The organism is Terrihabitans rhizophilus (genome assembly GCF_033898525.1).
Classification (GTDB): domain Bacteria; phylum Pseudomonadota; class Alphaproteobacteria; order Rhizobiales; family Methylopilaceae; genus Flaviflagellibacter; species Flaviflagellibacter rhizophilus.
In genome coordinates this window covers 18,272-30,178 of the sequence record NZ_JAXAFJ010000008.1, presented here as the reverse complement: position 1 = coordinate 30,178, position 11,907 = coordinate 18,272, and the positions used below count along the sequence as shown (strand labels likewise).

11 protein-coding genes and 2 pseudogenes are annotated in these 11,907 nt (G+C 61.1%); 8 read left to right on the top strand and 5 right to left on the bottom strand.

Features of this window, described 5'->3' with window-relative positions:
* Window positions 1–2: 2 nt before the first annotated feature.
* Window positions 3–953 (bottom strand): FAD binding domain-containing protein, encoded by a 951-nt coding sequence (locus tag SCD90_RS12715; protein WP_319845063.1) that lies wholly within the window; start codon window positions 951–953, stop codon window positions 3–5.
* Window positions 950–1,591, bottom strand: coding sequence for an aldehyde dehydrogenase iron-sulfur subunit PaoA (paoA, locus tag SCD90_RS12710; protein WP_319845062.1), 642 nt, complete (start codon window positions 1,589–1,591; stop codon window positions 950–952). Before paoA ends, SCD90_RS12715 begins: the two co-directional genes overlap by 4 nt.
* Before the next feature lie 876 nt (window positions 1,592–2,467).
* Between paoA and SCD90_RS12705 the strand changes: the two genes are divergently transcribed.
* From SCD90_RS12705 to SCD90_RS12690, 4 genes and pseudogenes are all read left to right on the top strand, one after another.
* On the top strand, window positions 2,468–2,608 hold the full coding sequence (locus tag SCD90_RS12705) for a hypothetical protein (RefSeq protein ID WP_319845061.1): 141 nt from the start codon (window positions 2,468–2,470) through the stop codon (window positions 2,606–2,608).
* A gap of 131 nt (window positions 2,609–2,739) precedes the next feature.
* Entirely contained in the window at window positions 2,740–3,417 is a 678-nt protein-coding gene (locus tag SCD90_RS12700; RefSeq protein WP_319845060.1) for an outer membrane protein, read from the top strand.
* Between the two features lie 206 nt (window positions 3,418–3,623).
* Window positions 3,624–4,093: pseudogene (locus SCD90_RS12695) on the top strand (SOS response-associated peptidase).
* 125 nt (window positions 4,094–4,218) lie between these two features.
* Window positions 4,219–4,437 carry a hypothetical protein gene (locus SCD90_RS12690; RefSeq protein ID WP_319845058.1) on the top strand — a complete coding sequence of 73 codons (219 nt, stop codon included), beginning with the start codon at window positions 4,219–4,221 and terminating at the stop codon, window positions 4,435–4,437.
* A 623-nt stretch (window positions 4,438–5,060) separates the two neighbouring features.
* On the opposite strand, the gene SCD90_RS12685 is transcribed toward SCD90_RS12690, so the two are convergent.
* Complete coding sequence (locus SCD90_RS12685) at window positions 5,061–6,998, bottom strand: outer membrane protein (protein ID WP_319845057.1); 1,938 nt, start codon at window positions 6,996–6,998, stop codon at window positions 5,061–5,063.
* A 276-nt stretch (window positions 6,999–7,274) separates the two neighbouring features.
* Between SCD90_RS12685 and SCD90_RS16655 the strand changes: the two are divergent.
* Window positions 7,275–7,568 (top strand): annotated as a pseudogene (locus tag SCD90_RS16655) (SOS response-associated peptidase family protein); the annotation flags it as partial.
* Complete coding sequence (locus SCD90_RS16650) at window positions 7,490–7,666, top strand: SOS response-associated peptidase family protein (RefSeq protein WP_425265690.1); 177 nt, start codon at window positions 7,490–7,492, stop codon at window positions 7,664–7,666. The pseudogene SCD90_RS16655 and the gene SCD90_RS16650, both read left to right, overlap by 79 nt.
* A gap of 597 nt (window positions 7,667–8,263) precedes the next feature.
* Here the strand turns inward: SCD90_RS16650 and SCD90_RS12680 are convergent.
* Window positions 8,264–8,470: a hypothetical protein gene (locus SCD90_RS12680; RefSeq protein ID WP_319845056.1), complete on the bottom strand. Its 207-nt coding sequence runs from the start codon at window positions 8,468–8,470 to the stop codon at window positions 8,264–8,266.
* Window positions 8,471–8,961: 491 nt separating this feature from the next.
* Window positions 8,962–9,852, bottom strand: a complete 891-nt coding sequence (locus SCD90_RS12675) for a LysR family transcriptional regulator (RefSeq protein WP_319845055.1) — start codon at window positions 9,850–9,852, stop codon at window positions 8,962–8,964.
* Window positions 9,853–10,171: 319 nt separating this feature from the next.
* On the opposite strand from SCD90_RS12675, the gene SCD90_RS12670 reads away from it, so the two are divergent.
* Window positions 10,172–11,059 (top strand): alpha/beta hydrolase, encoded by an 888-nt coding sequence (locus tag SCD90_RS12670; RefSeq protein WP_319845054.1) that lies wholly within the window; start codon window positions 10,172–10,174, stop codon window positions 11,057–11,059.
* A 65-nt stretch (window positions 11,060–11,124) separates the two neighbouring features.
* Complete coding sequence (locus tag SCD90_RS12665; RefSeq protein ID WP_319845053.1) at window positions 11,125–11,880, top strand: glucose 1-dehydrogenase; 756 nt, start codon at window positions 11,125–11,127, stop codon at window positions 11,878–11,880.
* The last annotated feature ends 27 nt before the right edge of the window (window positions 11,881–11,907 follow it).

Below are 11,907 nucleotides of genomic sequence, written 5' to 3'. Positions count from 1 at the left end.
ACTCAGGCCCTCGCTTCCGCCAGAACGGCCGCAAGGGTGCGTTCCGCCAGCGGGATCTTGAAGTGGTTGTCTTCAGTCGGCTTTGCGCCAGCGAACAGACGCTCCGTCGCGGCCTTCGGGCCACGCGGCAGTTCGGCTTCAGCCGCCTCGTCGCGCCACGGTTTATGCGCCACGGCGCCCACTGCGAACTTGCCGGAGCCATCGGGCTGGACGACGGCCGCCACGGAGACCAGCGCAAAAGCGTAGGACGCGCGGTCACGCACCTTGCGGTAGATCTGCTTGCCGCCGACCGGCTTCGGCAGCGTCACGGCGGTGATGAGTTCGCCTGCCGTCAGGGCTGTCTCGATGTGCGGGGTTTCGCCCGGCAGGCGGTGGAAATCCGCGATCGGGATCTGCCGCGTTTGGCCGTCCGGCTTCACCGTCTCCACCACGGCATCGAGCACGCGCATGCCCACCGCCATGTCGCCGGGATGGGTGGCGATGCAGGCTTCACTGGAGCCGATCACCGCCAGTTGGCGCGTCACGCCGCCGATCGCCGCGCATCCGGAGCCGGGGCGCCGTTTGTTGCAGGGCATGTTGGTGTCGTAAAAATAGGGGCAGCGCGTGCGCTGCAGCAGATTGCCTGCCGTCGTCGCGCGGTTGCGCAACTGGCCGGATGCGCCCGCCAGGACCGAGCGTGCCAGCACGCCGTAGTCGCGCCGCACCCGCGCGTCCGCCGCCATGTCGGTGTTGCGCACCAACGCGCCGATGCGCAAGCCACCTTCCGGCGTCTCTTCGATCTTGTCGAGCGCCAGCGTATTGACGTCGATCAGATGCACCGGCGTCTCGATCTGAAGCTTCATCAGGTCCAGCAGGTTGGTGCCACCGGCGATGAATTTAGAGCCGGGGGTACGCGCCGCAGCCGCAGCGGCATCCGCCGGGCTCGTCGCGCGTTCGTAGGTGAAGGGCTTCATGCCGGCGTCCCCGCGACTTCGGTGATGGCTTCGACGATGTTAGAGTAGGCGCCGCAGCGGCAGATATTGCCGCTCATGCGCTCGCGCACTTCAGCTTCGCTGAACTCCACCTGAGTGTTGAGATTGGCCGTGACATGGCTGGGAACGCCGGCCTTGATCTCGTCCAGCACCGCAACCGACGAGCAGATCTGCCCGGGCGTGCAATAACCGCACTGGTAGCCGTCGTGCTTCACGAACGCGGCCTGCATCGGGTGCAGGTTGTCCGGCGTGCCGAGACCCTCGATCGTGGTGATCTGGCTGCCCTCGTGCATGACGGCAAGTGACAGGCAGGAGTTCATGCGGTGGCCGTCGACGATCACAGTGCAGGCACCGCATTGACCATGATCGCAGCCTTTTTTGGTGCCCGTCAGGTGCAGGTGCTCACGCAGCGCGTCGAGCAGCGAGGTGCGGGTATCGAGATCAAGCTCTTGGCCCGCCCCGTTGACAGTGAAAGACACCTTGGCCACGGAAGGTGCTGGGCCAGTGCCAATCCCCTGCGCATGAGCAACTGAATGCGGAACGGCAGCGATGGCGACGGAGGCTGCACCACCTGCGATCAAAGCTCGCCGAGAAACAGCTAAGTCCAAGGGCGTTTTCATGCCTCTGCTCCAAAAACGGTTCCGGCGGTGGCCGAGGTTCGTTCCTAGTTATAAGAGATACAATCTAGCCACGGTTCCTTGCAGGACTACCCCTCCCGGCCGGATCATCGCTGTCATGAGATCACGAAAGGGCGCGACACGGCGCCCGCAAGAAGGACGCCGACATGATACACGGCGGCCGGAAGTCGCTCGGAGCGATAGCCCCGTGATGAGGTTGCGTCTTATGACCGGAATGGAAACTGTCGGAGAGCATCGTTTCAGAGCCTGATCGTGCTCTGAGTTGCCCGTGTCGGAGCCGCGTGGTCGGCCTGCGCTTGAAACCTCACAGGGTCCGTAGGCTTGCTCGGCAGCGCTCCGTTCGAGAGTTGGCTGTCCAGTGAAACTGGTCTCTCGTTCTCGGCGCCATCCAATCAACTGGCCAGTGTTCTGGAGCAGGACGCAGGACGATAGATCCAGCCCGTGCTGTAGGAGGGCTTCATCGTCCCCTGAAGAGACGAGGCAAATGGACTGAGCAGAGGTGGATTTGCCTTTGGCAAAGGCGAGAGAATAAATGTTTTCAGGTTCGCTCGCTCCTTGGCGAGTACCTGAAGAATGTCGATCAGACGCGCATCTGCCCCGAACTGCACCGCCAGACGGACCAGTCGGCACACCCCTCGCCGCGGCAGCCCACGCAGGTGATGCGCACCTTCACTCAAGGATAATCGGAGAGTCGAGTCGGCGCTCACTGTGGGAACAAGTGGGACGCGCATAGGTGTCAATCCATGGCACAGAGACCCTGTTCTTCGCTGAATCCTTCGGCATCGATGGGCGGAAGCTGGTCGGCAGCACGGCCGAGAAGTTCACCACCGCCGAGCTTCCCAAAAGACGCCGCAGCGCATGGCGGCGACGAACGTTTGGGCTGTGGCCTTCCAATTCACCGGCGATTACGACAGCGAGTTCGACCCGCCTGTGACGCTCTTCGAAGCTTGCCGGCTGCCGAACGACCTCAAAGAGGCTGAAGTTCTGGGCCAGCCCTGACTTCGGGCTATAGAGAGCGCATCGCCCGCGCTGTGTGACGCAGATTTTGCGTATTCGCTAAGTTGTGGCTCAAGAGGCACATACAACTATGGTGTCAACGGGTAATCTGCACGCGATCCATGAGGCCACAAATGCTGCGCACCCTGCTTCTTACTTCTGTCGCTCCCGTGCTCATGGCCGGCGCTGCACTTGCGGCTGATATGCCGGCCTATCCCGTTGAGGCAGCCCAGGTTGCACCTGTGAGCGACTGGACTGGCTTTTATGCGGGTGTCCACATCGGCTACGGCTTCAGCGACTACGACTTCTCATCTTTGGAAACTGGAGACGGTGATTTCGACTATGATGGCCTGAGCCTCGAGGATGAAGATGGCATCATCGGCGGCGGCCAGGTCGGTTACAACATGCAGTTCGGAAGCTTCGTGCTCGGTGTGGAGGGCGACATCGCCGCCACCGGCATCGAAGCCAACGATCTGGACGTCGAAGATGGGTTCGACATGGATACCCGGATCAACTTCATCGCCACTGCCCGCGGCCGGCTTGGCTTCACGTTCGACAATCTCCTCGTGTATGGCACCGGTGGTGCATCGTTCGTCAGCTTTGATGCCAACTACTCTGGTGATGCAGACGAAGACATCGCTTTCGGCTGGGCAGCCGGCGGCGGCGTTGAATGGCGTTTCATGGAGAACGTCTCCGCGAAGGTAGAATACCTGCGCATCGAAGCTGATGCGGAAGATCTCGCTCTGGTGCCCGACACCGATGTCGACATCAAGCTCGACACCATCAAGGTGGGCCTGAACTACCACTTCTGAGATAGAGGAGGATCATCCTCCTGAACAGTATCGATGAAGCCCGCCGCAATCTAACACGCGGCGGGCTTCATGCATTTACGACGGTTTTCACCCGGGTCAGCCGCCGGATCACCCGATGCTCAGTGCCTCCAGCGCCGCAGTCAGCAGGTAGTGCGGGCCGCGCAGCCAGACGCCAGACTCTGGTCGGCGTGGGGGCCCACCTCGACATGCTCCGACTTGATAGCGGCCCGGAGTTGCACTGCGTAGGCATCGGGGTCCCCTATTGGGTCAAGAACCGGAAGATCGGATGGAAGACGATCAACGCCCGCGCCGAGACGGTCGCCACCGCACCTGCTTTCCGATCAGCATTGCAGAAGCGCCGCTGCATCGTACCGGCCGATGCATTCTACGAGTGGACCGGTGCGAAAGGCTTAAACAGCCGCACGCCATCGCCATGAAGGATCGTGCTCTGTTTGAGTTCGCCGGTTTCTGGGAGAACTGGAAGCCCCCGGCGACCGAGCAGTGGCTGCGCACCTTCACGATCATCACCACGCGGGCAAACGAGACCATTGCGGATCTGCACCAGCGCATGCTGGTGGTTCTGAAGCCGGACAGCTACGAGCAATGGCTGTCGCCCGATGCCGTTGCGCGCGAGTTGCTGCGCTCTACTCGGCTGACGAGATGGAGAACTGGATAATCAGCCCGCGAGTGAACAGATCGGCGCGCGCGACGACGGGGGAGATGCTTAACTCGTTGTAGCTGCAAGGTTGCTCAGGCGGGATTAACAGGGGAGCTACGTCGTTAACCGCAAACAAGCGCCGAGTGTTTTTTGAATTCATCTCGGCCCAGTATTATGACAATCTTACGGGTGAGCAGCCCGAGTGGCACTGCCCAGGGGCCTGCAAAGCGCTGCTGCTCAAAGGCGGTGTTGGCATGCACCCTTATATTTTGATTGCGCTCTGGGGCTCGATTGTCGTCACCGCAGTTTATGCGTTGCTGCTGATGATCGGAGGCGAAGATAGCCAAGAAGGCGAAGAATAGAGCGGCCTACCGGCTCGTTAGATGATCAGAGGCTCGAGTGTTTCCACTCGTCGGATGGGGGCCGCATTCTTCGTCCGACGGCGCGGGCCGTCGCCCCATCCACCATAGATTGATGGGAGACGGCCTTAGCTCCCGCCAGCAAGCTCCCTGCACCCGCCATCCCACTTGGGGTCGTGCAGGGCAGTGCTTCCAAAAGGCGGTGTGCGGGAACTGCGCTCCCAAGCCATGAACCCGTAGTGGGCGAAAGCTCACCCCTGCAGCTACAACGCTGCCGTCAGTTGATAGTGCGGTCCACGCAGCCAAACGCCGAACGGAGCCGAAACCGCCTGGACATGAGCTTTGCTGATCGTCCCGAGAAGCTGCACCGCGTAAGCGTCTGAATCCTGTGATGGTAGGAGCGTTCAGCACTAGGTCCAATGCCGCGCCGTGCTGTTCGGCTGCTCCGCTAGATGCTCTTGGAGCTCTACAGTCTTACCGCCGTCCATGTGGACAAAGCTGCGATGCACAATGTCGAATTCATGCTCGCCACTCGTCAGGATAGAGAGCGAGTCGCCAAGACGTCTGATCTAACAAGAAGGGCGTGAGCAGATCGCCACATGCCCTCCGAGTTGCAGTCGCAGCTGCTAGCGACCGAAGTGGTAAGACAGACCGGCCTTCACAAGCACGTTGCTCGCATGCGCTGTGTACTCGCCGCCTTCTTCAGTCGTGCCGGCCTGTTCATCGAAGGTTGTGTAGAGCCCCTCAGCCTTCACACTGAGCTTGTCCGAAAGAGCATGTTCCACACCCAGTCCCACGACCCAGCCGATTGTGGTGTCGTCGAAGCTGATGCTGTCGTCTTCATCGCCGAATTCGCCAAGGAAAGATTGGCTGGTTTCCATATCAGCGATGGCCAAGCCAGCTGTGCCGTAGATGTAGCTGCTACCTGTGGCGATACCAGCGCGACCCCGCAACGTCGCCATCCAGTTCAGCTGGGATGCGATCTCGCGGTAGTCCTCGTCAGCGTCAACGTCACTCTCATCGTTCGTGAAGGCGGCGAAGTCTGCGACTGCACCGTATACGAAGCTGCGGTTCTGCCAATTGTAGCCGGCATGAACGCCGCCACCCGCACCCAGGCTCGGGATCTCGTAAGTGCCGCCAAATTCGAAGTAGTCGACGTCTGAGACGGAACCCTTGCTGTAAGCGCCTGCGACATCAGCACCGACATAGGCGCCGCCCCAGGAAACTGCAGTCTCTTCGATGCCGCCGCCGAGTTCGCTGCCGCCGAGGCGATAATTCAAGCCTGTGCGAACCGTCACAACCTCTACGCTGGTGCGGAACGTCGCCTCCCCAACCGTGACTTCCTCTTCCGGGAACGCCGAGAATGTGCCCTCGACGAATGCACTGAGGTGCGATGTCACCTTCTGCTCGAAGCCACCGCCAACGATGAGCCCGACCTGAGTACCGCTCATGTCGAAGGCATCGTCACCATCAACGCTCTCGTCATAAACACTGTTGATGTCAGCAATCGCGATGCCGCCGGTGAGGTACATCAGCGAGTCGCCGATGGCGACACCCATCTTCCCGCGTACAGAGGCCATCCACTCGACGCCGGTCGTGATGATGGCCTGCGGATCCTCTTCATCGTAGTAGTTCTGGCTGTCATCATTCGAGAGGCCGTTGAAGTCGGCAACCAGACCCAGAACCGTCGAACCAACCTGCCAGTCGTGGCCGACCTGAACCCCGCCACTGATACCAAGGTCGTTGTGGTCGTAGGTGCCACCGTACATCTCGTACCAGATATCGCTTTGCGACACGGCGCTGAGCGCGCCACCTAAATTGGCGCCGACATACAGCCCTGAGAAATCTGCCGGCGCCCCGGACACGATGTCCTGCCCCTCTCCGCCTTCATTGGCACCAAAGTGGTAGTTCAAACCGACCCTGGCGAACGCGATCGTGTCGGAAGGCCGCATGTCCTCCCCTTCTGCGTTCGTCGCCAGATTCTCTTCGAAGCGAGCAAGCAGACCTTCAACGCGGGCGCTCAGGCGATTGCTGAACGCGTGCTCAATACCGATGCCAGCAATACCACCGACTTTAGTGTCGCCGAGGTACGGCCAACTATCTGATGCATCGCCATCTTCCAGCCATGACGCGTCCGTTTCCGCGACGGCGACACCGCCGGTTACGTAGACCAGCGTGTTGCCAAGCCCTAGGCCAATCCGGCCGCGAAACGTCGCCATCCAGTTCATGTCGTAGGAGATGTCGACGCTCCCGGAATAGCGCTCATCGATCTCGTTGCCGAAGGCAGTTACGTCAGCCTCGACGCCGAACACGGCCGCGCCAACCTGCCAGTTGTAGCCGGCCTGGACACCGCCAGCGGCTCCGCCGGACTGCAGGTCTTTGATGTGTCCGTACCAATTGTAGTTCGGATCCTCTAAAGTGGCCGTATGGGAAGCGTACCCGATGCTCGCACCAGCATAGAAGCCCGACCAGTCGAAGCCGTTAGGAGTGCGGGCGATGTCTGCGGCCGACGCCGAAGCAGTCAGTGCAATAGTGCTGATCGTTGCAAGCAAAAGCGTCTTCAAGGTCAGTCCCCCAAATTCTCTCGGGAACGACAACACAAGCGCTTCGTATCGGCTACTTCTAAAGGATAGCGCAGCTTTGTTATGTTGAATCAGTTGCCGATTTGACACACGTGAAACTCGGCGCGCTTTTGCTCCTTGCTGAGTGATGTAGCCATACTCGGCCAACCAGCGTGGATCGATAACGGGCAAGGTTCGCGCCTGTTACTATCTCAGTACTGCATCTGCTGACACGGGGCCTCGTCTCCTACGGGGTCAAGAACCGGAAGATCGGATGGGAAGACGATCAACGCCCGCGCCGAGACCGACGCCACCGCGCCTGCTTTCCGATCAGCATTCCAGAAGCGCCGCTGCATCGTGCCAGCCAACGCCTTCTACGAGTGGACGGGCGAGAAGGGCTCTAAACAGCCGCATGCCATCGGCATGAAGGATCGCGCTTGTTCGGCTTCGCAGGGCTTTGGGAGAGTTGAGAGGACGCAGCCACCGAGCAGTGGCTGCGCACCTTCACCATCATCACGACACGCGGCAATGAGACCATATACGATCTGCACCAGCGCATGCCGGTTATCCTGAAGCCCGACACCTACGAGCAGGTGGCTGGCTCCGGCTGCCGATGTGCGCGATCTGCTGCGCCCCTACCCGGCTGGCGAGATGGAGCACTGGATGTTTAGCCCACGCGTGAACGGTTCGGCGCTGGACGATGCTGGCATGCTCAATTCGCTTTGATCATTGTCCTCTGGAAGACCGGCCTGCTGGAGCCACGCCTGCCACGCTCTTCCAACCGCCTCTAAAGCACCGTCTCGACTGCTGGATGTTCCAAGACACGCCAACTCAGGCGGCTCAAGCCCATGCACCACCCATTGCCAAATTTCCGGCTCGTTTGAGACCTGAGAAATCCGGCCGAGGTCAAGGTCTCCTGTCACCACCGCGAAGTGAGCATCAGGATTGTCGAGCTTTCCGAAGAGCGGATAGTCATGGGTCACAGACAGTAGGCGAAGAGGCATGGGATCCTGCTAAGCGGTTTACGCAAGAACCATCGGCGCAAGGCATGGTTGCCAGCTGCGGCGTTATGGCCGCCGATAGGTTGTCCTCACCGCGGCCGGGACTTGGGCTGCTGATCGCGAACGAGCTCAGTGCAGAACTCGCGCGTTGGTGAGCTCATGTCGCGGCAGATTTCCGGAACAGGGTCATGATGCCACCAGAAATAGACGTACGCCGTGAGCAGGACCGTCAGGATCGATCCCAGAATAAGCGCCGTCGCTTTCCCTTCAGGCAAGGGTGAACGGGACCTCTGCCGCATTGCCGCTCATCGGGGTGACGTGGCGATTAAGCTCGACGCCGCGCACCGGGCCCATCTCTGCCTCGATGGGGTCGACAAGCTCCTCCCGGTGTTCGCGGCTGCGGGCTTGGATCACGAGCTTGAAGTCGTCTGGATTAAGCCGATGGTCTCGGAGGAACCGAGCGAGCGGGGTCATTGCGCCCCTCATGGTGTCATTCATTCTGCAAGGCCGACGACGAAAAGAAGCCCCGCGGCTCTGGGGGAGGTGCGAGGCTTCGAAGGTGTCAGTTGAGCAACGTTCTTAGACTGAAGTGGTAGGCTGCGGTGATGATGACGCGCAATGAGTAAGTCCCCTTGGTAGTTCTCCGGAAAGTCGGGCGCTGGCCGGGTCGCGCCCTCGACATCCTGAGAGCGCACGCCGCACTTCGAATCGTACTTGCCTGGTGGCCGCTGCTAAGGCTTGCGCGCATAGCGACAGTCGTGCGAGTTCCTGCAGCACGTCGATCAGACGCGCGTCTGCTCCGAACTGCACCGCCATGCGCACTAGCCGATAAACGCCTCGCCGTAGGCAGAACACGCAGGTGATGCGCACCTTCACCACGGATAATCGAAGAGCCAACTCGACACCCGCTCGTAAGAAGAAGTCGCGAACTTGCTCCCAAGTCGCGCGAACGCCCGATCTGCTTATCAGGCTCGATAACGAAGTGCGTCCGCAACCAGCCTGAACGCAGCCGACGGCTGCCGACGGCTTGAATAGTAGAGGTAGTAACCTGGGAATGGTTCGCACCAATCCTGGAGAACGCTGATCAGAACCCCCGAGGCCACCAGCGGTTCGACATAGTCCGCAGGAAGATAAGCAAGTCCTGCTCCATCGCGCGCACCGAGGCGTGCTAATGCGATGGAATTGACCAGCAACTGGCCCTCGACCCGGACGTTGAGGGGACGTCCGTTCTTCTCAAAATCCCAGACAGCCCACCCGCTGTTGGCCGTGTAGCGCAGGTTGATGCAGCTGTGCTCCGCGAGGTCATGCGGCGTCGCGGGCGGTTTGCGGGTGCTGAAGTAGTCCGTCGAGCCAACCACCGCCATGCGCATGTCTGGGCCTATCGGGATCGCCACCATGTCCTTGGCAACCGTTTCGCCAAGGCGCACTCCAGCATCGAAGCGTTCGGCAACGATGTCGACGAAGCCCGCATTGAGATTGATCTCCACGCTTAGATCCGGGTAGTCGGGCAGCAGTTTTGCGATGGCTGGCAGGATGATGCTTTCGGCGGGTTGGTCGCCGACGGTCAACCGCACCCGACCCGCCGGCTTATCCCGCATGTCCGTGAGGTCAGCAAGCCCGGCCTCGATCCCATCGAAATGCGGAGCGATCGTCTGCAGAAGGCGCTCGCCCGCTTCAGTCGTTGAGACGCTGCGTGTGGTCCGGTTTAGAAGCCGCAGCCCAAGTCGTGCCTCCAGTTCGCGCACGGTTTGGCTGAGGGCGGGTTGCGAGACGCCAAGATGCTTGGCCGCGCGCGTGAAGCTGCCGGACCTTGCGACGGCGAGGAAAGCGACAAGATCCCCTACGTTCTGGCGCACGACTGATAATCCCCGCTTATAGCTCCCAGCAAGACTTAGCGGCTAATCGGCTGGCGAGACAGGCCTTACCTTCCTCATCAACACCGGGCCTTTGATCCAAAGACGCTGTCCGAAGGTCCGCCTCGTCACCCCTGTACCAGGACTGGAACCCTCCATGAATGGAATGGCCTTGTCTCTCTCCCTGGCCTTGGCTTCCGCCTTCCTCGTGATGATGCCCGAGCGCCAAGCCTTTGCGCAGGACATGTCGAACGGCGCGGACAACTTCTACAAGAGCACCACCGTCGACCTCCAGAAGGTGACCTTCCGGAACAAGGTCGGCATGACCATCGCAGGCAACCTCTTCGTGCCCAAGAACTTGGACCGCCGTACCACGGCCCCGGCGATCATCGTCGGGCATCCCATGGGCGCCGTGAAGGAGCAGAGCTCCAATCTTTACGCCCAGAAGCTGGCCGAGCAGGGCTTCGTCACCCTGTCGTTTGATCTGCCATTCTGGGGTGAAAGCGAAGGCCAGCCGCGTAACGCCGTGGTGCCGGAACTGTACGCTGATAGCTTCAGCGCCGCCGTTGACTTCCTGAGCACGCAAGCCCTCGTCAACGCGCAGAACATCGGCGTTTTGGGGATTTGCGGCAGCGGCAGCTTCGCCCTGAGTGCGGCGCAGATCGACCCACGTATGAAGGCGATCGCGACGGTCAGCATGTACGACATGGGCGCCGCCAACCGGGACGGACTTCGCAATGGCGTCTCGCTCGACCAGCGTAAGAAGGTCCTCGCCGAGGCTGCGAAGCAGCGGTTCGCCGAGTTCACCGGCAAGCCCATAGCTTATACCGGCGGCACGGTGACCGAGCTCTCGGCAGATACCCATCCGATCCAGCGTGAGTTCTACGACTTCTACAGGACAGCGCGCGGTCAGTTCACCCCGCCCGGGCAACCGGAGATCCCGACCACGCAACTCACGCTGAGCAGCAATGCCGCGTTCATGAACTTCTATCCGTTCGCGGCGATCGAGACGATCTCACCGCGCCCGCTCCTGTTTATCGCAGGCAGCGAAGCACACTCGATCGAGTTCAGCGAGGACGCCTACGCGCTGGCGGCCGAGCCGAAGGAACTGGTGATCGTGCCGGGTGCCGGTCATGTCGATCTCTACGACCGGACGAACCTGATCCCATTCGGGAAGCTGACCGACTTCTTCCGCGGCAATCTGAGCTGAGGGAGCCCGCGCCGCCCGAGCCGGACGCTCATCCAGCCATGCATGCCGGAACCAGGAGAGACATCATGTCCGACACTCAACGATTCACCGGGAAAGTTGCCTTCATCACCGGGGCGGCTAGCGGAATTGGCCGCGCCACAGCCATGGCTTTCGCCACCGAAGGCGCACGACTTTCCATTCTCGACCGCACCGAGGATCCATTGCGCGAAACCGCTGATGCCGTTCGGCGCGCCGGTGGCGAGGTGCTGATCGTGGCCTGCGATGTATCGCAGCCCGACGAGGTCGAGCGGGCGATCGCACGTACCGTGGAAACCTTTGGGCGGCTCGACATCGCGTTCAACAATGCCGGCGTCGAGAACAAGGCCGCGCCTGTTGCCGACATCGATCTCGACGAGTGGGACCGCATCCTCGACATCAACCTGCGCGGCACCTTTGTGTGCATGAAGCACGAACTGGCGCAGATGGTGCGCCAGGGCGGTGGCGTGGTGATCAACACCTCATCGGGAGCAGGTGTGCGCGGGGTGGCCGGCGGTGCCGCCTATGCGGCATCCAAGCACGCAATCATCGGGCTGACGAAGTCCGCCGCGCTCGATTACGCAAAGTCGAACATCCGCGTTAACGCCATCCTTCCGGGGAACATCGAGACGCCAATGATGGACCGCTTTACAGGCGGCGACATCCAGAAGGCGATCGATCTCGAGCCGGTCGGCCGGCTTGGCAAGCCCGAGGAGATCGCAAACGCCGTGCTGTGGATGAGCGCCGATCTCGGAGCGTTCGTCACCGGTGCCGCAATCTCGGTAGATGGCGGGTGGTCGCTGTGACGCGCTCGGGAATGATCACGCGCAGGG